The 19,660-nt window shown below is 53.1% G+C and carries 16 protein-coding genes; 8 read left to right on the top strand and 8 right to left on the bottom strand.

What is annotated here, in order from left to right; genetic code table 11:
• Nucleotides 1-8 precede the first annotated feature (8 nt).
• Together O4H49_RS01455 and O4H49_RS01460 are read left to right on the top strand one after the other, a co-directional pair.
• On the top strand, nucleotides 9-248 hold the full coding sequence (locus O4H49_RS01455; protein ID WP_269421628.1) for a hypothetical protein: 240 nt from the start codon (nucleotides 9-11) through the stop codon (nucleotides 246-248).
• A 14-nt stretch (nucleotides 249-262) separates the two neighbouring features.
• Nucleotides 263-649: a DUF2155 domain-containing protein gene (locus tag O4H49_RS01460; RefSeq protein WP_269421629.1), complete on the top strand. Its 387-nt coding sequence runs from the start codon at nucleotides 263-265 to the stop codon at nucleotides 647-649.
• Nucleotides 650-668: 19 nt separating this feature from the next.
• Here O4H49_RS01460 and aat read toward each other — a convergent pair whose 3' ends face one another.
• From aat to O4H49_RS01490, 6 genes are all read right to left on the bottom strand, one after another.
• Nucleotides 669-1,337 carry a leucyl/phenylalanyl-tRNA--protein transferase gene (gene aat / locus O4H49_RS01465; protein WP_269421630.1) on the bottom strand — a complete coding sequence of 223 codons (669 nt, stop codon included), beginning with the start codon at nucleotides 1,335-1,337 and terminating at the stop codon, nucleotides 669-671.
• A gap of 41 nt (nucleotides 1,338-1,378) precedes the next feature.
• On the bottom strand, nucleotides 1,379-2,728 hold the full coding sequence (accC, locus tag O4H49_RS01470) for an acetyl-CoA carboxylase biotin carboxylase subunit (RefSeq protein ID WP_269421631.1): 1,350 nt from the start codon (nucleotides 2,726-2,728) through the stop codon (nucleotides 1,379-1,381).
• Nucleotides 2,729-2,747: 19 nt separating this feature from the next.
• On the bottom strand, nucleotides 2,748-3,194 hold the full coding sequence (accB, locus tag O4H49_RS01475; RefSeq protein ID WP_269421632.1) for an acetyl-CoA carboxylase biotin carboxyl carrier protein: 447 nt from the start codon (nucleotides 3,192-3,194) through the stop codon (nucleotides 2,748-2,750).
• Nucleotides 3,181-3,648 (bottom strand): type II 3-dehydroquinate dehydratase, encoded by a 468-nt coding sequence (gene aroQ, locus O4H49_RS01480; RefSeq protein WP_269421633.1) that lies wholly within the window; start codon nucleotides 3,646-3,648, stop codon nucleotides 3,181-3,183. The genes accB and aroQ overlap by 14 nt, the downstream gene beginning before the upstream one ends.
• Nucleotides 3,649-3,791: 143 nt before the next feature.
• Nucleotides 3,792-4,580 carry a DsbA family protein gene (locus O4H49_RS01485; RefSeq protein ID WP_269421634.1) on the bottom strand — a complete coding sequence of 263 codons (789 nt, stop codon included), beginning with the start codon at nucleotides 4,578-4,580 and terminating at the stop codon, nucleotides 3,792-3,794.
• A gap of 95 nt (nucleotides 4,581-4,675) precedes the next feature.
• The gene (locus tag O4H49_RS01490; RefSeq protein WP_269421635.1) at nucleotides 4,676-6,043 is read right to left on the bottom strand and encodes a M48 family metalloprotease; all 1,368 of its coding nucleotides are present in this window, start codon (nucleotides 6,041-6,043) and stop codon (nucleotides 4,676-4,678) included.
• 64 nt (nucleotides 6,044-6,107) lie between these two features.
• Between O4H49_RS01490 and O4H49_RS01495 the strand changes: the two genes are divergently transcribed.
• Both O4H49_RS01495 and O4H49_RS01500 read left to right on the top strand, forming a co-directional pair.
• Complete coding sequence (locus O4H49_RS01495) at nucleotides 6,108-7,715, top strand: gamma-glutamyltransferase (RefSeq protein ID WP_269421636.1); 1,608 nt, start codon at nucleotides 6,108-6,110, stop codon at nucleotides 7,713-7,715.
• Between the two features lie 109 nt (nucleotides 7,716-7,824).
• Nucleotides 7,825-8,973 (top strand): pyridoxal phosphate-dependent aminotransferase, encoded by a 1,149-nt coding sequence (locus tag O4H49_RS01500; protein ID WP_269421637.1) that lies wholly within the window; start codon nucleotides 7,825-7,827, stop codon nucleotides 8,971-8,973.
• Nucleotides 8,974-9,108: 135 nt separating this feature from the next.
• Here the strand turns inward: O4H49_RS01500 and O4H49_RS01505 are convergent, their stop codons facing one another.
• A complete protein-coding gene (locus O4H49_RS01505; protein ID WP_269421638.1) occupies nucleotides 9,109-12,222 on the bottom strand; it encodes a ribonuclease E/G in 3,114 nt (1,037 codons plus the stop codon).
• A gap of 624 nt (nucleotides 12,223-12,846) precedes the next feature.
• Between O4H49_RS01505 and O4H49_RS01510 the strand changes: the two genes are divergently transcribed.
• The 3 genes from O4H49_RS01510 to prfB all read left to right on the top strand — a co-directional run bounded on the left by O4H49_RS01510 (nucleotide 12,847) and on the right by prfB (nucleotide 18,093).
• On the top strand, nucleotides 12,847-14,094 hold the full coding sequence (locus O4H49_RS01510; protein ID WP_269421639.1) for an N-acetylmuramoyl-L-alanine amidase: 1,248 nt from the start codon (nucleotides 12,847-12,849) through the stop codon (nucleotides 14,092-14,094).
• Between the two features lie 346 nt (nucleotides 14,095-14,440).
• Nucleotides 14,441-16,879: a penicillin-binding protein 1A gene (locus O4H49_RS01515; protein ID WP_269421640.1), complete on the top strand. Its 2,439-nt coding sequence runs from the start codon at nucleotides 14,441-14,443 to the stop codon at nucleotides 16,877-16,879.
• A 73-nt stretch (nucleotides 16,880-16,952) separates the two neighbouring features.
• Nucleotides 16,953-18,093, top strand: a protein-coding gene (prfB, locus tag O4H49_RS01520; RefSeq protein ID WP_269421641.1) for a peptide chain release factor 2 whose coding sequence is annotated in 2 segments (ribosomal slippage) — nucleotides 16,953-17,021 and nucleotides 17,023-18,093 — 1,140 coding nt in all. Because the reading frame shifts where the segments join, the coding sequence is not laid out codon by codon here.
• Between the two features lie 131 nt (nucleotides 18,094-18,224).
• Here prfB and O4H49_RS01525 read toward each other — a convergent pair.
• Nucleotides 18,225-18,497, bottom strand: coding sequence for a DUF1127 domain-containing protein (locus O4H49_RS01525; RefSeq protein ID WP_269421642.1), 273 nt, complete (start codon nucleotides 18,495-18,497; stop codon nucleotides 18,225-18,227).
• A gap of 281 nt (nucleotides 18,498-18,778) precedes the next feature.
• On the opposite strand from O4H49_RS01525, the gene O4H49_RS01530 reads away from it, so the two are divergent.
• The gene (locus O4H49_RS01530) at nucleotides 18,779-19,648 is read left to right on the top strand and encodes a LysR family transcriptional regulator (protein ID WP_269421643.1); all 870 of its coding nucleotides are present in this window, start codon (nucleotides 18,779-18,781) and stop codon (nucleotides 19,646-19,648) included.
• Nucleotides 19,649-19,660: the final 12 nt, after the last annotated feature.

A 19,660-nucleotide genomic window follows, 5' to 3' on the forward strand; every position in this document is an offset into this window, starting at 1 on the left:
CTGGACTGATGGCCGATAAAGATGACCAGGCGATAATCTGGCGTGAACCTGATGGAACGCCGCTTTCCTGCCTTGAAAAGATCAAAGTTCTCAATGAAAATCTCGATGAGATTCGCGAGCTGTCTCAGGATGCGCTTGAAGATGCCATTCTGATGGGGGCTGATGAAGCTCAGGTAAGGCGGGTTCTGGAGCAGATTGTCGAGAAACTGGTTAATCCTTATCACCCCAAAGGAACTGGTAAACATTGAACCGGAAAGTTGTTATGAAAAAGCTGTTTGTTGCTGGTGCCTTTCTGATAGGAGGGGGGATAGTCTCTGTGCCTGCCCAGGCGGAAATGAACAGCTATGGCGTTGCTGTTTTGCAGGGGTTGAACAAGGTAACCGCCAGGGTTTCTGAATTTGAAGTCCCGTTGAATCAGCCGGTTTTATTTGGCTCATTGGAAATTACAGCGCAATCCTGCCGCAAGAATCCACCGGAAGAAGCACCGGAAGCAACATCCTTCCTTGAAATCTCTGACGTGGGCTCTGATGGCGAGAGAAAGCCGATGTTTTCGGGCTGGATGTTTGCATCTTCCCCGGCGATTTCGGCTCTGGAACATCCGGTTTATGATGTCTGGGTGCTGGATTGTCGACCTGCCACCAATCCCTGAAGGATTGGCCCTAGCAGCTTTAATCGCCGCTATAGATCGCAGGACGGTTGTGGCGGCTCAGTTCAATAAAATCTTCCAGCTCGTTTTTTGAAAGCTCCATTGGAAAGTATGCCGGTACCTGTATGGCTTTGAGAAGTCGCGCCTTATAGTCTTCCCGCCCGATATCGACTGTCCCGAACTGGCTCAGGTGGTGGGTGGTAAACTGGGTGTCCAGGAGTGTGTACCCCCCTTTGAGTAGACGCGCCGCCAGATGGATCAGAGCGACTTTGCTGGCATTGCTGTGCCGGCTGAACATGCTTTCGCCAAAGAAGGCTCCCCCCAGAGAGACACCATAAAGGCCGCCAACCAGTTTGCCATCCAGCCAGCATTCGACCGAGTGGGCAAACCCGCGTTCATAGAGCTGGATATAGAGGCTTTTGATAAGGGGATTGATCCAGGTGTCAGGGCGACGGACCGTTGTCTGGGCGCAGAGATCCAGCACCTGTTCAAAGACGGTATCGCAGAGAATTTTATAAGGGGGATTGCGCAGGATCTTCCGCAGGGAGCGCGGGATATGAACCTTTTTCAGGGGAAGGATGCCACGATTCTCTGGATCGATCCAATGCAGATCAGGAGAATCGTGGCTTTCAGCCATAGGAAACACCCCGATGGTATAAGCTTTTAATAGCAGATCTGCCGTGATCTCCATGTAATACCTATGCCCGCGTGTGTTTTATTGTATATAGCTTCCTACTGGTTGTTCAGGCTGTCCACAAATTTTTCCAGCCAGTGGATGTCGTAGACACCTTCGTTGAACTTGTCGTTGTGCACCAGTTCAACATGCAGGGGAATGGACGTGTTGACGCCATCGATGACGTATTCCCTCAAAGCCCGCTTGGTTTTCATGATGCAGTCGGCCCGGTCATCACCGTGAACGATCAATTTTGCAATCATGCTGTCATAGGTTGGTGGGATTTTATAGCCAGCATAGATCGCGGAATCGACCCGAATACCCAGACCTCCAGGGGCATGATACCCCTTGATTGTACCTGGCGATGGCATGAAGGTGAAGGGGTGTTCTGCGTTGATACGGCATTCGATAGCATGCCCCTTGAGCTTCACTTCATCCTGGGTAACCGAAAGCTTCTCACCCGCAGCGATCCGGATCATCTCCCGCATCAGGTCAATGCCACTGATCGCTTCGGAAATGGTGTGCTCTACCTGAATACGGGTGTTCATTTCAATGAAATAAAACTCGCCGTTTTCATAGAGATATTCGATTGTCCCGGCACTTTTGTAGCCAAAACCGAGCATCGCATCGGCAGAGATCTGGCCAATACGATTACGTTCTTCCTCGGTAAGGGCTGGTGACGGTGCTTCTTCGAGAACTTTCTGGTGGCGACGCTGCAAGGAGCAGTCGCGTTCACCAACATGGATAGCTCCACCCTGCCCATCCCCGAGCAACTGGATCTCGATGTGTCGGGGCGTGCTGAGATACTTTTCCATATAGACCACGTCATCGCCAAAAGCAGACTTTGCTTCCTGACGGGCGAGACGATAGGCATCTTTAAGTTCACCAGCATGAGTGGCGACTTTCATTCCGCGGCCACCACCGCCGGAGCGGGCCTTGATCAGGACAGGATAGCCGATGCGATCCGCTGTTTCCTGCGCTTGATCTGCGCTTTCAAGTGCGCCATCGGATCCAGGAACAACCGGAATACCCAGTTTGATCGCTGTTTCCTTGGCCATCACCTTGTCGCCCATGATGCGGATATGTTCGGGAGACGGGCCGATAAAGGTAAAGCCATGCTCTTCGACCATTTCCGCAAACGCGGCATTTTCTGACAGGAAGCCAACACCGGGGTGAATGGCATCTGCACCTGTAATTGTGGCTGCAGAAAGAATCGCCGGGATATTCAGATAGCTGTCTTTGCTGGGCGCAGGCCCGATACAGACAGCTTCGTCTGCCAGGCGCACATGCATGGCATCGGAATCAATGGTGGAGTGAACCGCGACGGTTTCGATGCCCATATCGCGACAGGCCCGCAGAATTCTGAGGGCAATTTCACCGCGGTTGGCAATGAGGATCTTTTTGAACATGGAACCTTCTTGGCCTGCTTTATTCTATTACCATCAGCGGTTCGCCAAATTCGATTGGCATACCGTCTGAGACAAGGATCTGCTTGACCACCCCGGCTTTGGGGCTTGGCAGCGGGTTCATGACTTTCATGGCCTCGATAATCATCAGGGTCTGACCTTCACGAACAGTGTCACCCACTTTGACAAAAGAGGGGGCACCGGGCTCACCGGCAAGATAGGCCGTACCGACCATGGGCGAGGTTATGGCATTTGCCGGAACGCCGCCTTCACTTGTCGCGGGTGCTGCCAGAGGAGCTGCAGCAACAGGAGCTGCGGCGACAGGAGCAGGGGCATGGACAACGGTATTGCCGCGTACCAGGCGAATACGATGACCTTCGGCTTCGTATTCGATTTCAGTCAGGTCTGTCTCATCCAGCAAGCCTGCCAGAGTGCGAATAACCTTCTCATTTACTTCAAGCTTGGACATATGATTCTTGTTTGCTGTTTATCACGTTAGCCAGGGCATCCAGCGCGAGAAGGTATCCTTCAAGTCCAAGACCACAGATTACCCCGAGGGCAGCCTGAGAAACATAGGATTGATGGCGAAAACTTTCCCGTCGATGAATGTTAGATATATGTACCTCAATAACCGGGAGCGCGACACCTTTAAGAGCATCGAGCAAAGCAACAGAGGTGTGGGTGAGGGCACCCGGATTTATGATGATGCCATCATGGATACCACGCGCCGCATGGATCCAGTCGAGCAACTGTCCTTCCCAGTTGGATTGTTGGCACGTCAAAGAAAGTCCCAGGGCCTTGGCTCTCTTGTTACAGAGGCCATGAAGGTCATCCAGGGTTTCTGCGCCATAAATTTCTGGCTCACGGCTTCCCAGCAAGTTCAGGTTGGGGCCGTTTAACAGTAAAACCGACGGCAAGGACATTCACCACTCATTTCAGTTCAAATGAATTGACTAGCCCTATCATAGCGCCGGAGAAGGCGCAATCATTGCCGCGCTTCTTCCTGCGTTTTTATCGCCGTCAAAAAGGGTTTGTGTCTCTCGACAGGTCATTGGTCCGGTTGGGCTTAGCTGTTGCCCTTGCTCCTGATATCCGCAATAACCTGCTGGAAGGCCTCGTAGCTTGTTCCAGGGGAAAGGCTGCGGGTTCCGACAATAAATGCGGGCGTTCCCTCGGCGCCGACTTTTTCGGCAAGAGAACGGTTTTTCAGAATCGTTTCGCCGATTTCGGCTGATTTCATATCAGCCGCGAACTGCTGTTTGTCCAGGCCGAGGTCTGCCGCCAGTTCAAGAAGGCGGTTCTGGGAAAGGTCTTTGGCATTTTCCATAAGGGCAAAGTGATATTCAGCGTATTTTCCCTGTTTTTGTGCCGCCAGTGCTGCTCTTGCCGCGACAACTGATTCAGGCCCGAGGATTGGAAATTCCTTCATCACGACTTTCAGGTTGGGATCATCTTCGATCAGGGCCTGAATGATTTTTGACGCCTTGTGGCAATAGGGGCAGCGGTAGTCAAAAAATTCAACCAGTACCACGTCACCATCGGGATTTCCCAAGACCGGGGAGGTCTGGTCATTGTGGAGCTGGTCGGCATTCATGCTGATGGCCAGATCCTTGAGTTCAGACTCGCGCTGTGCCTGGAGTTGCTGATAGCGGGTGAGGGATTCAATAATGACTTCAGGATTTTCCAACAGATACTTTCGGACAGCTTCTTCAAAAGCCTGGGTTTGTTCTACAGTTGCCGATTCTGTGGTCGGAGGTGCGTTTTCTGCCAGCAGGGGAGGTGTGTAGCTCAAGGTGGCAAGGAGCAGCCCGGAAGCCAGCAGGGGAAGTTTGAAAAATTTGCTGTGATGGTTCATCAGTTAAAGTATCTCTTGATCTTGATTTTTTGTGTGAAACGCGAGTTGCAACAGATCAGGGAAGCCTTTCAGGCAAAGGTGAAAAGGGCACCTGCTCATGAATCTTTTTTACGCTGTTTGTCCCTGCGATCGGCGGTAATGTTGAGGTCTGATGCCCGTAACCAGGCTGGGGATCCTTTCGGCAGAAGTTCACTTGCCCGCCCGGACTGAAGCATGGCTTCTGTAAAGTTTCCGCGGCCAAAGGCGGCTTCGGCCAGCGCGAGGTGGGTCATTCCCTTGTCTCCCCGACGGCCATAAATAATTGCAGCCTGGCGCCAGACACTGGCGTTGTTCGGTTCTGCCAGCAGAACCTTTTCGATGTGCTCGAGGGCTTTGTCATCCTCGGCGGGGATATTTTCTTCTACCAGAACCCGGATAAGAAGCATGCGGATGGGATCTGCTTCTGGTGCTTTCTCGATGGCTTTTTCCAGATAGGGAAGTGCTTCATGGCCCCTGGCAAACTCGAACAATATCTGCCCCTTCAGCTCAAGAAAATAGGGGTCCTCGGGAAGTTCGGCAAGAAGACTGTCGAGCTCTTGCGTTGCTTTTTCCAGATTGGTCGATCTGTAGTAGGAAATCGCACGGGCGTAGCGCGCCGAGACTGACGTGTCTTCCTCAGGGTATTTACGGGCAACCTGATTGCTGTTTTCCAGAAAGCCGATAAGTTTAGCTCTTACCCTGCTGTGGAGATAGACAGCATCCGGAGAATCCGGCTTTGTTGCATAGGGCGACTGCGAGACAGCATTGTCGAGAAAGTTGATACGTTCCTGGGTCAGGGGGTGACTGCGCAGATAGGGATCCTGATTTTCGCTTAGCAGCACTTCCTGACCGCGCAAGGTTGACATGAAGTCCCGCAAGCCGACGGGGGACTGCTCTGTCGCCTGGAGATACTTCACCGCAGCCTGGTCAGCAGCAGCTTCCTGCTGGCGCGTATAGCTCAGAAAGTTCCGCAGGGCAAAATCCTGCCCGGCGCCGATGATAACAGCAGCGGCTTCACCCTTGCCTGTTGCAATGGCGGCGCCGATCCCCAGCAGATAACTGGCAATACTGGTGCCGATCGCCTTGTCCACACTGTCGCCGCGAAAGGCGACGTGCCCCCCTGCAATATGGCCGGTTTCATGGGCAATGACCCCGATCACTTCAGAAGGCGTCTTGGCTTTCATAATAAGGCCGGTATTGATAAACATTCGGTTGCCAACTGTAACAAAGGCATTCAGGCTTTTGTCATTGACGATGAATATATCTACACTCTGTGGAGCAATCCCTGCAGCTTGCAGGACCGGGGTGGCATAGTTTCGGATCGCCTGTTCTGTTTCTGCGTCCCTGATCAGGTTCAATCCCTGAGCTTTTACTGGCAAAGCAAAGGCAAGAGTGGCAATAAGGGTGGTAATGCGTAAGATCAGGCGGGCTGGGCGTTTTTTCAACGTTCAGTACTCACAGGTAAAGTATAGAGTTACAAGTTATTCAATTGGGGGCAAAGCGTCGGTAATGCAAGAAACCTTTTTCAGGAAGTCTAAAGTCCGTTCCGCGATCATAACAGCATGTCTGGGGGGATTGCTACTCTCGGCTTGCGAGAGTACGGATGATCAGGCGCAGGGTACACTCCAGACCGTGAAAGGATTCGCCGGCCTGGTGTCGGCTGACGAACCCCGGGCCGCGCAGATCGGTCGTGAACTGCTGGGGAACGGCGCAACAGCTGCGGATACGGCTGTGGCCATGTACTTTACAATGGCGGTGACCATGCCCTCGCGTGTTGGTGTGGCTGGCGGTGGGGCCTGTTCCTATTATGATCGGGAAAGCAACTCAGCAACCGCATTGAACTTTCTGCCATCAGCTTCCTCTTCAGGTGGAGTCGTCCCCAAGACACCTCGGGCCATGGCCGCCCTCCACGCCAAATATGGCTCCCTGCGCTGGGAACAGCTTGTGACCTATGGTGAGAGGCTCGCGCGTTTTGGGAACCCGGTCAGCCGTTCTTTTGCTTATGATCTGGCCTTGGCCAACAGTCGGTTGGGTGTAAATGCAGAGATGCTGTCAAAGTTCACACGCAGTGACGGAAAGCTTCCAAGCGAAGGAGATATTCTGGTCCAGCCTGAACTTTCGGGTGTGTTGGCCGGATTGCGCGCCCAGGGAGCCGGTTATCTTTATATGGGGCCTTTGACCCGCCGCTTTGCTGAGGCATCCACAGCCGAAGGTTTGCCGCTTAAAGTCGAGGATATCAGGAACTATCTGCCGGGCATGGAGACACCGCTGACTGTTGAAGTGGGAGTCGATAAAGCCTATTTTTCAGGCGATTATGCCGGAGGCGCACTGGTTGCAGCGCACCTGGTCGGGCAACTGAATGTCAGTGGCGATTATGACGGCGCCGAAGCTGGAAAGCAGGCGCATCTCTTTACTGAGGCCCTGAAGCGTGCCCAGGCAATCCGCAGTGGGGTAATGGCAGGTAAGGTTTCCGCGCAGGAGAGCCTCTCTACTGATGCGCTTGAAGCTGATTTTGCTGCCTTTAATGAAAACCGGGCGACCCCGGTTTCTTCCTTGACCCATGAGCCAATGCCTGCGTCAGGAAACCCTTATGCTGCAGGTTTTGCTGTCATTGACCGTTATAATAACTCTGTTGCCTGCAGCTTTACACTGAACGGACTGTTCGGTTCTGGCCGTATGGCTCAGGATCTGGGTGTGGTTCTGCCTGCTCCCCCTCGGTCGTCAGCGGATGGCCTTGATACTGTCATTGCTGTGGTTGTCGCCAATGAGCCGACGTCGTTCAGCCGTTTTGCCGGAACGGCTTCGGAAGGGGCAGTCGGAGCTTCCTCTTTGAGCAAGGTTATGGCGGATACCCTCTTGGGGGAAGTTGATCTCAAAACAGCTATAACCGCTCCACGCCTGCATCATAGTGGCCAGCCGGATGTTGTCTTCTATGAAGAAAGCACTTCTGATTCTGTGGTTTCCTCGCTCAAAACCCGCGGTCATGATGCCCGGCCCGCGCCAGAATACGGACGGGTGAATGCAGCTTACTGTGCCCAGAGCCTCAAATTTAAGCCAGAGAGCTGCTTTTCGGCATCGGATAGCCGCGGTTTCGGTCTGAGCCGTCTGGCGCAATAGGCAACAATAATCTCTGGTGTCCTCTTTGATGAGAGGATTGTTACAGAACGGGAGGTAGAGCAGTCGAGGATCTGCCTGCTCTGCCTCCAAAAAACTGGATCATGATGCTATGGCTTTAAAACTGTCAACAAGGGGGGATATTCCCCCCTTTATTGTTATGGATGTGCTTCGTGCTGCAAACGAGCGGGCAGCAGCAGGGGAAGATGTCCTGCACCTGGAACTTGGCCAACCGGAAACGCCGGCCCCGCCAGCTGTGCTGAAGGCCGTGAAGCAGGCACTTGATCGCGAAACTATTGGCTATACAGATGCGATGGGGCGGGCAAGCCTGCGGCGACGTATTGCGGAACATTATCGCCATTGCTATGGGCAGGATGTAGATCCGCAGCGCATTATGGTGACCACGGGATCGTCAGCAGGATTTCTGCTGTCTTTTCTTGCGGCCTTTAATCCGGGCGATAAAGTGGCGCTGGCGGCGCCGGGGTATCCTGCCTACCGCAATATTCTCAAGGCGCTTGATATCGAACCTGTGCTGGTTTCTGCGGGGCCGGGAGAACGGTTTCAGCCTTCTGTCGAATTGCTGGAGGCGCTGGAGATTGATCTGGATGGTCTGATTCTGGCTAGCCCCTCAAACCCGGCAGGTACGATGCTGGATGGCACAGCGCTTGAAAAGCTGGTCAGTTATTGCAAGAGGAAAGGCATTCGTCTGATTTCTGACGAGATCTATCATGGCATTACCTTCGGGACGGAGGCCAGGACTGCTCTTGAATACAGCGATGATGCCTTTGTTATAAATTCGTTTTCCAAGTACTTTTCCATGACAGGATGGCGTCTGGGCTGGATGGTGTTGCCTGCAGACATGTGCCGTCCACAGGAATGCCTGGGGCAAAATCTCTTTATCTCTCCGCCGACCCTGTCGCAAATTGCGGGAGAAGCCGTATTTGACTGCTATGATGTGCTGGAAGAATATGTCGAGCGCTATGCCCGGAACCGGGAAATTCTGCTGAACGAACTGCCGGGGGCGGGGTTTGGCGAACTGGCACCGGCCGATGGCGGGTTCTATATCTATGCTGATATTGGCCACAGGACAAATGACAGTCAGGATTTTTGTCAGAAAATGCTGGCAGAGGCAGGTGTTGCGGCGACTCCCGGTGTGGATTTTGACCCCTATAATGGCAATCGTTTTATGCGGTTTTCTTTTGCCGGATCGGAAAAAACAATGCTCCAGGCGGTTAAACGTCTTCGGGGCTGGCATCCCTGAAGCACAGGGCGGTGACGCTTAAGCTGAGAGACGACTTTCCTTTGTGGCAGCGATGTTCTCTTGGCGGAGCAGGAAATAGAAAAAGCCCCGGTCAATTTCTTGGCCGGGGCTTTTTGTCAGGCAGGCATACTGGTTTTATTGGCCAGTGATGCGGCTCCACCATCCCTTTTTCCTGGGGCCATCAGCCGCGCCCTCGGTCGAAGGTGTTGTCTGAGGGGATGTAGCGGCGGCCCGGGCAGTTGAAGCCTTGGGTGCTACGGGTTTCTCGGTTGCAATCGCAGCCGTCCCTTGCTTCGCAACAACCGGGCTATCTGTCTTAGCACCATCTACCGATTTGCTTGCAGGTGAAGGCTTGTCAGCGACCTTGCTGTCGTTGGTGGCTGAAGCTGTTGTACCGGCAGCTGTCACTTCGGCTTTGGCTTCTGATGCTTTCGTCTTTGCTGCAGCCGGCTTCGCCCGGGTTCGCGCCCGTGGTTTTGCCTTGGCTGGTGCCTTGACGTCAGCTTCATTCGCCATAGCGGTGGCTAGCTCAGTCCCGGCGCCTTCGGTAGAGGCTTCTTCTGCCTTTTTCTTTGGGCGACGTGGTGTCGTTGCGGCAGCTTTTTTCCGGGGAGCAGCAGCCCGCTTGGCCCGGACAGGTTTCTTATCTGCTTCGGGGGGCGCAGAAGCGGTGTCGCTCCCTTGTTCCGTAGCAGATGCAACCGTTACAGCTGTCTCGGTCTGGGGAGCTGTTGTGGGAGCTGTTGTATCGGCTTTTGCCTCGACGGTATCTCCAGCTCCTGATTCCAAAGGAACAGCTGTTTCCTTCTTGGCAGCAGCAGGCTTTCTCCGACGCGGCGCACGACGCGCTGCAGGTTTCTCTTCTGTAGCCGTTGTACTGGCTTCAGCCGTGCGTGGTTCTACTGCTGCTGGAGTTTCTGTGGCAGAAACATCGGCAGGAGTTTCCTGGACAGTTGTGACGGCAACGTTATCGCCCGCAGGGTTTTCACTCTGGGCATTGTCACTGTAGCCAGTTTCGCTATGTCCTGTTTCATCTTCTGGGCGTCGTGCACGGCGACGTCCGCCACGTTTCCCCCGACGGCGGCGTTTGCGTGGACGTCCATCTTCATCGAGTTCTTCAGGACGTTCCTCTGGCGCCGTGTCGGCAGTCTCTGCCGTTTCTGAAGCTTCGCCAACAACAGCGGTGATCTGGGGCTCTTCGCCTTCCAGAACGCTTTCCGGCCGATCCTTGCGACGGCGACGGCGACGGCGACGTTTCTTGTCGCCCTCTGGACGTTCGCCTCCGGTTTCACTTCTTTCCGGCCGCTCATGCGGTTCGGGTCGTTCTCCGCGCTCTCCCCGTTCCGGGCGATCAGAACGGTTTTCTACAGGATCACGGGTTTCCTGCGAATCCCGCTGCTCTCTGTTGTCCCGGTTATCATTCCGGTTGTCTCTGGAGTGACGTCCGCTGGTCTCACGCCCAGAGGAGTGCCCTGAACGATGCGCGGGGGATTTTGGTGCTTCCTGTGGCAGAATTTCTGCGATCGGGCCATCATTGTTGGAAACAACGCGCTCAAGACGGAAGTTTGGAATGACAATGTCATCATCGGCATTGATCTGAACTTCAAAATTGTAGCGTTGTTCGATTTCAATCAGGCGACTGCGCTTCTGGTTGAGGATATAGAGGGCAACATCTTTGGGAACAAAGAGCTGCATCTGGCCACTGCCACGACGGATGCCGTCTTCTTCCAGGGCGCGCAAGACATGAAGCGCCGTTGATTCTGTTGTCCGGATTGTGCCGATGCCGTTGCAGTGCGGACAGGTAATGGTCGAGTTTTCGACAATACTTGGACGCAGGCGTTGGCGGGACATTTCCAGCAAACCGAAGGGGCTGATACGTCCGAGCTGAATTCTGGCGCGGTCAGCCTGCATGGCGTCCTTGAGGCGGCGTTCGACTTCCCGATTGTGTTTCTGTTCATCCATATCGATGAAATCGACCACAATGAGTCCGGCAAGATCGCGCAAGCGCACCTGGCGAGCCACTTCTGCAGCAGCTTCCTGGTTGGTCTTGTAGGCCGTTTCCTCGATATGCCGTTCCTTGGTTGCACGACCAGAGTTAACATCGATGGCGACCAGAGCTTCGGTCGGATTGATCACGATATAACCGCCGGATTTCAGCTGTACAATCGGGTTGTGCATGGCATCAATCTGGGTCTCCACCTGGAAGCGGTGGAAAAGCGGAACCTGCATGCCTTTGTAATTTTTAACTTTTTTGGCATGGCTTGGCATCAGGGAGCGCATGCAGCTTTTGGCTGCTTTATAGCCGTCTTCACCTTCGACCAGAATTTCTTCCATGTCGCTGGTGTAGAGGTCGCGCATGGCCCGCTTGATCAGGTTGGCCTCTTCATAAACCAGACAGGGAGCTTCGGACTTGAGTGTTGTCTCGCGGATCTCGTTCCACAAGCGCATCAGATACTCGTAATCACGGCGAATTTCCATCTTGGTCCGCTGACTACCGGCTGTACGAACAATGACGGCAATGCCTTCTGGAATCTTCAGTTCGTTGAGGATTTCCTTGAGACGCTTGCGATCATTGGGTGTGCTGATCTTGCGACTGATTCCGCCACCTTTATTGGTATTTGGCATCAGCACGGAATAGCGACCGGCGAGAGACAGATAGGTCGTAAGAGCCGCGCCTTTGTTGCCGCGCTCTTCTTTGGCTACCTGGATAAGCAAGACCTGGCGACGCTTGATAACCTCTTGAATTTTGTAACGCTTCATGAGGTTTATGCGGGGCTTGGGGCTTTCTTCAAAGTCGGATTCATCTTCATTGATGCTATCGACGGTGGTTTCACCGGCAATTTCCTCAATGGTGTCATCCTGCTGTTTTGCAACACTTTCCAAAGCACCATTGCCAGATGCCGTTGTGGAGATATCATCCTCGACGTCGCTTGCCGTGCTGCTGTCTTCACTATCGTCTTTACCTTCGGCCTCTTCCGCAAGCATAGCTTCGCGGTCAGCCACAGGAATGCGATAGTAATCCGGATGGATTTCGCTGAAGGGCAGGAAACCGTGACGATTCCCGCCGTATTCTACGAATGCGGCCTGAAGCGACGGTTCTACACGGGTTACACGAGCGAGATAGATATTTCCTTTTAGTTGTTTGCGGGAGAGGGTTTCAAAATCGAAATCTTCAAGTTTGTTTTCGTTGTGCACCACAACCCGGACTTCTTCCGGGTGAGTGGCATCGATCAACATACGCTTTGCCATACGTGAGTAACTCCAGCGTGCGGCCAGCCCCTTCGAAAAGCCATATCGAAGGCGGCGCACGGAACATCGTTGTAGATGAAATTATGGGATCAAGAGCGTTCATTACCGGTTTTTGTCCTGCGTCGCCGCAGAAACCACGGGAACGCTCTCGCTGGTGAACCGCTGTTGCGGTTCGATTAGGTTTAAAAATGTCCGAAGGGATAGTTGTTCCTAGAAACCTTGTCCCGCCGGTTTTGGCTTCGGAGCGCTTGCCTCCCAGTGCGTCCTCCTATAAGGACCGAAATCTACCGTTTTTGACGGGAGAGCCTTCTGGGGCATTAGCGCACGCCAGCCGTCATGAGCTAATGCTCCACGGCCAGCGTAGAATTTTCTGCTTGTAGATTAACAGGAGCGTTCCCTCTGTGCTAGAAGGTAATTTCAATTTTGATGATTCAATTTGAATATTTCAGCGACAAGTTGTTTTAAGTCGGTAGAATTGTCCTGTAATCTGCCGTAAAGAAAACGGAAATTCGCAAATTCAGGTCTTTTGCCTCGTCAGAGAATGAGGCAGGACAAACGGGTTTTTATAGAGATTTCCCTACAGTTTTAGGGCGTTTCGGCTGCAGATAGTGAGTGACGGGGTTTATGATTTTTAGTTTTCCCATGAAGAGGCTGGTTCTGGGACTTGTTGTGATCCCGCTTCTGCTATTGTCGAACAATATCTCCTGGGCAGAAGATCTGCTTGCCATTCGAATCGGACAGCACCCCGAGAAGACCCGGTTTGTTCTGGAACTTTCCGAGGCTCCTGCCTATCGGGTGTTCACCTTGCCTGATCCCTACCGGGTCGTGATCGACCTGCCAAAACTGAACTGGAAGGTTCCGCAAAGTGATGTGCCCAAGCCGACCGGTGTTGTCGAAGCGCTGAGGTTTGGTCTCTTCGAACCCGAGGTCAGCCGTCTGGTCCTTGATGCCAAACATCCCGTCGCAATCTCTTCCGTCTTCCTGCTGCCGCCGAAAGAAGGGCACAGGCATCGCCTGGTCGTTGATATGATCAGGGTAACCGATGCGGATTATAAAGCTTCTGGTGAACAGCAAAAACAGCGCGCCTCGAATCCGCCGCTTGGCTCGAATACTGTAGTGGCTTCAAAGCCGCCTGTGCCTGATCTGTCCGCCCCCACAAGTCCCAAAAAAGATAAGGGCAGGAAGATTATCGTCATCGACGCGGGGCATGGCGGGGTGGATCCCGGAGCAACTGGTGTGACCGGTATCCTTGAAAAGACCCTTGCTCTGGAATACGCGCAAAGTCTCAGGGATGCCCTGGAGAAAAGCGGACGCTATAGCGTGGTTATGACCCGGGATAACGACACAACACTGGCGTTGCGCCAAAGAGTGGGGATCGCCCAGGATGCGAACGGTGACCTGTTTATCTCTTTGCATGCCAACAAACATCCATCGGGGACAGTCAAGGGAATTTCAGTTTACAGTCTTTCTGAAAACGGCTCGGACAAAGAAGCCGAAGCCCTGGCGGCCAAGGAAAACAAGGCTGATATTATTATCGGGTTTGATCTCAGTGATCAGTCCCCTGATGTCAGCAAAATCCTGATTGATCTGGCGCAGCGGGAAACCAACAACCAGGGCAAACAGTTTGCCAATGTTCTGGTGGGAGAGCTCAAGCGTGAGACTGTCTTGCTGGGAAGACCGCACCGCTCTGCCGGGTTTGCTGTTCTAAAGTCGCCCGTTATCCCTTCGGTTCTGATCGAGTTGGGGTACATGTCGAACCGGGAGGAAGAAAAAATCCTGAAGAGCAGCAAGCATCGTCAGAAACTGGTCGGGGCAATAACCCGGGCTGTTGATGAGTATTTTGGCAAGCTTGAGACTTTCAACAGTCAGTAAGAGTATTTTCCCCCGGCCGGATCGGGAAAGTAGGAACTGAGCTCATCAATTTTGCCCATCAATCTTGCCCATCAATCTTGCAGGGCTGGGTTGCGTGCCGGGCTATAGGTCTGAAATGAAATCTGCTGTAGAAAAGCAGGGATAAAATCAGCAATAAAACCTGCCATAAGGATGTCACAGTTCTGTTGCAGGTTGTTGGCATGGCTTGCCGTGATTGGCCGGACAGGATAAAATTGAAGCGGTATGGGGCACACAGATGGTGAACGCCCCTTTTACTTTATGAGACGAAAGACAAAGTCGGGTGTTCGGGACTTTGTCAGATAATATTGATGGGTTGGGTAATAGCGTGAAGTTTCTGAAAATCATAGGTTATCTCTTTGCGATTGGTATCGTGCTCGCGATTGCCGGGGCAGGAGGCGCTATTTATGTTTTTTATGAATATGGCCGGGGTCTGCCCGATCATAACGAACTGGTTGACTATGACCCACCAACTGTAACACGAGTACATGCAGGGGATGGACGCCTGCTGGAAGAATATGCGCGTGAAAAGCGTATCTATGTTCCCATAGAGGCGATTCCGGAGCGGGTGAAAGACGCGTTTCTTTCCGCAGAGGACAAGGATTTCTACAGTCATCCTGGAATCAATTTCTTCTCGCTTGCCCGGGCGATGGTGACCAACATCAAAAATGTCGGTTCAGGCAAGCGCCTGATCGGGGCTTCGACCATTACCCAGCAGGTGGCAAAAAACTTTCTTCTGACCAACGAGGTTTCCTATGAACGTAAAATCAAGGAAGCCATCCTGACGTTCCGGATTGAACAGAGCTTTGGCAAAGAACGTATTCTTGACCTCTACCTGAATGAAATCTTCCTGGGCTATCGTTCTTATGGTGTGGCTGTTGCCGCCCTGAACTACTTTAATAAATCTCTGGATGAACTGACAGTCGCCGAGGCTGCCTATCTTGCTGCGCTGCCGAAAGCACCATCGAACTATCATCCTGTCCGCCGTCATGAAGCTGCGCTGGAACGGCGGAACTGGGTTATCGACCGGATGCTGGAAAACAACAAGATTACTGCAGAAGAGGCCGAGATAGCCTGGCAGTCACCCCTGCAGATTATCCGCCGGGACGATACTGAAGTTGTCAATGCCCCCTATTTTGCGGAAGAGGTCCGTCGGGAACTGCTTGACCTCTACGGCGAAGAGAAGCTTTACGAAGATGGTTTCTCGGTGAGAACCACCCTGCAGCCAAAGTTCCAGGATATTGCCCAGCGTAGCCTGAAGGCCGGATTGATTGAATATGATCGTCGCCACGGCTGGCGCGGACCTTTGACGCGTTATGATCCAGAGTCTCCCGATGGCTGGAAAGTACAGCTTGAGGCGATGGAAGTACCGCGAGGAGTCGAACCCTGGGTTCAGGCTGCCGTTCTTGAGGTCGGGGACAATGCTGTTACGATCGGCTTTGTCGACGGAACCAGGGGCACGATCCCCATGACCGAACTGAAATGGGCACGCAAATGGATCGAGGACCAGCGGTATGGCGAGGCTCCAAGATCTCCCGGCGATGTCCTGACGGTCGGAGATGTGGTTCTTGTAGAAGCGGTTCTTAAAGATGCCAAGGATCAGGACTATCCCGCAGATACCTTTGCCTTGCGCCAGATCCCCGATGTGAACGGCGGGATTGTTGCGATGGATCCGCATACGGGCCGCGTTTTGGCCATGTCAGGAGGTTTTTCCTTTGGCCTGAGTGTGTTCAACCGGGCAACACAGGCCGTGCGTCAGCCAGGATCGGCGATCAAGCCTTTTATCTATCTGGCAGGACTGGACCATGGCTACACCCCGGCAACCCTTATTCAGGATGCTCCCTTTTCTCTGGATCAGGGAGCGGGTCTGGGCAAGTGGAAGCCTTCGAACTATACGAACAAGTTCTATGGACCGACCAGAATGCGGGTTGGACTCGAAGATTCCAAAAACCTTATGACGGTCCGTCTGGCACAGAACGTCGGGATGGAAACGATCGTCGAGTATGTGAAACGTTTCGGGATCGATAACAATATGGAACCGGTCCTGTCGATGTCGCTGGGCGCGGGAGAAACATCCCTTCTACAGATGACTACGGCCTATGCCATGCTGGTCAATGGCGGTAAAAAAATTATCCCGAGCCTGATTGACCGTATTCAGGATCGCCGGGGACAGACTGTTTTCAAGCATGACCAGCGTAATTGCCTGCCCTGTGTCGCCAACGACGGCTGGCACCAGCAAGCGGTACCAGAGTTACCCGATACCCGCGAACAGATCGTTGACCCGGCTTCGGCTTATCAGGTTGTTTCGATGCTGGAAGGGGCCGTCCTCAGAGGAACGGGACGGCGAATCAGCAGCATTGGTAAACCCCTGGCAGGGAAAACAGGTACGACCAATGACAGTCAGGACGCCTGGTTCCTCGGGTTCTCCCCTGATCTGGCTGTCGGGGTCTATGTTGGATTTGACAATCCCAAAACCCTGGGGCGAAAAGAACAGGGGGCCAGTGTGGCGGCTCCGATCTTTAAGTCCTTTATGGAAGAAGCTCTTGAGGATGCTCCGGCAACACCCTTCCGTGTTCCGTCAGGCATCCGGCTGGTGCGAATCAATGCCGAAACCGGGCGCTTGGCCAGCCCCAATGACAGCAATGTTATTGTCGAAGCTTTCAAGCCAGACACGGTTCCATCGGCGGATTACACCGGCAGTGGTGAGGAAAATGATAATCCTCTCCTGTCAGGAAATGACCTCCTGACCACAGACGGGCTGTACTAACGGCTGACAAGCAGGTAGAACAAGCCCCGAAATTATCTTTGTACACTCTAGCTGACGAGGAGGCCGTAAAGCAATGCGCGCCGAGATCGAAGCAGCGGTAAGCGACATCAAACAGTCGCTGGCCCTGCTAAGGAGGCATCTTTGACTGGGATGCCGCTTTACGAAGACTGGATGAACTGAACGTTCGAGCCGAAGACCCGACGCTGTGGAATGATCAGCAACTGGCCCAGACCCTGATGCGCGAACGCACCCAGCTGGATCAGTCGATCACAGCTGTGCGCAAAATCAGTAGCGATATGGAAGATGCAATTCTTCTGATCGAAATGGGCGATGACGAAGGTGACAAAGAGTCAGTTGAGGAAGGCGAAAGCCAGATTCTGGCACTTAAAGAACTGGCAGCCAAGAAACAGCTGGAAAGCCTGCTTTCCGGAGAGGCTGATGCCAATGACTGTTATCTTCAGGTCAATGCCGGTGCTGGCGGTACCGAAGCCCAGGACTGGGCTGAAATGCTGTTGCGCATGTATACCCGCTGGGCCGATCAGCATGGCTATAAGGTGGAATGGCTTGAAGAAAGCAGCGGCGAAGAAGCCGGGCTGAAATCAGCGACGGTGGTTATCAAAGGGCATAATGCCTATGGCTGGCTGAAAACCGAGGCTGGTGTACACCGGCTGGTCAGGATTTCACCTTATGATTCCCAGGCTCGACGCCATACGTCATTTTCGTCCGCTTGGGTTTATCCGGTTATTGATGACAGTTTCGAGGTCGAGATCCTCGACAAGGATTTGCGCGTTGACACCTTCCGGGCTTCTGGTGCCGGGGGACAGCACGTAAACACCACAGATTCGGCAATCCGGATTGTCCATGAACCCACCGGGATTGTGGTGCAGTGCCAGAATGACCGTTCCCAGCATAAAAACAGGGCGACGGCCATGAGCATGCTGAAGTCACGTCTGTATGAACACGAAATGCAGAAACGTGAATCTGTTGCGCAGGCAGAAGCTGATTCGAAAACCGAAATTGGTTGGGGCCGCCAGATCCGTTCTTATGTTCTGCAGCCGTATCAGATGGTCAAGGATTTACGAACCGGGGTCGAAACCAGCAACAGCAATGCCGTGCTGAACGGAGATATTGACCTGTTTCTCGAAGCTTCACTTGCTTCCCGTCTGAAAGGTGGAACCAGTAGTGAAGATGAAGAGGGGGATGCCGTACTCTAACGTCTTTGCCTGAGTTTTTGTTAGATCTCTAAGAATGAAAAAAAGCCCTGGATATTGGTCCAGGGCTTTTTGATGATATATTCTGAAAAGCAGGTTTTTTGGACCTGGGAATCTCAAGCCTGTTACAGGTATCAATTCCATGGTTGGCGCGGGGCTGGTATATCCCAGTAAGCCCGGCGGCTCTCTTTACGCGCCTGCTCATCATCTATCCCGATATCGGAAAGCTGTTCGCGGGTGAGCTCATCCAATGATCGGCGTTCCTGTCGAATGTCGATCATCAAGCTGATCTGCTTGAAAAGGTACGCAAGGCCAGTGGTGCTGCTCTTGTGTTGCACAGAAGGCCGGATGTAAGACGCACTACAGCTTTGCGAACTGCCCAAAGCATTACAGGGTTGTTTAAACATTTTTTCCTCCAGTGATTTTTGTGATGAAGAATAAGTATTTCATCAATGTTATTGATATATGGCAGTCGAGCAGCTATTCTTTAAACGAATTGTTTTGATCGCTCGTATCACAGATTTTGATACCGGCTGGAGTGATAGGCAGCGGAAACTTTCCCGGTTTTTTTATGTCCAGTACGCTGGTTTCGCATCTGGGGCGTACATCCTGGGTACAATGTGCAAAGTACCGTATCGGGAGTATTCTTCTGTGAACGTGTTGATCTGTTCTGATGAAAGGCAAGGATATGAACCGGAATCTTGATCTGGGAACCCTTCGTAGTTTTGTCGCTGTTGCGGACACGGGGGGAATGACCTCTGCGGCGAACCGATTGCATCTGACCCAGTCAACCGTAAGCATGCAGATCAAGCGACTGGAGGAAGGAATGGGGCTGTCGTTGCTGGACCGGAATAACGGCAGAGGTATTCGCCCGACAGCCGAAGGTGAACAGCTGCTGGGGTACGCCCGTTCCATGTTGGAAATGAATGATGAGGTCTGGGGGCGTCTGACAGCACCAAAATTTGAAGGTTCGCTTTCCCTCGGTGTTCCAGGCGATATCATTCGGCCTCACACACCTAATATCTTGCGTCAGTTCAATCGGGACTTTCCCCGGGTAAAGGTGAAGCTGACCACGGCCGGGTCACTCGATCTGATTACGGGGGTTGAGCGGGGGCAACAGGATCTGGTTCTGACGACGGAAGTCTTTACCGAAGGCGAGAAGCTTCCAGCCAATGCGGAACGTCTGGCTGTAGAACAACTGCTCTGGACCGGTGCCGTTGGTGGCAGAGCCTGGCTGGCGCGTCCCTTACCTCTGGCTTTTGTGCGCTGGTGTGTTTTTCGGCAACCGACCATCTCGGCACTGGAGCAAGCCGGGATCAGCTGGTTTGACGCAGTTGATAGCGAAAGTCACGAACCAACGTCTGTGACTACAGCAGCAGATTTTGCGGTTCGGGCCGAGATGCCGAGTTTTGATTACCCCGGTCTTGAAGCAATTGATCACCGGGGCGAGCTTCCTCCCTTGCCTAAGTGCAGTATCAATCTTTATGTCACGGAGGGACCTAACCGCAAATTGGCGCAGGAGCTGGCGGTCTATGTTCGGAGAGCATTCCGGGGGTAAGGAGAAGCCGGG

The sequence above is a fragment of the Kiloniella laminariae genome (genome assembly GCF_027214005.1).
Classification (GTDB): Bacteria; Pseudomonadota; Alphaproteobacteria; order Kiloniellales; family Kiloniellaceae; genus Kiloniella; species Kiloniella laminariae_A.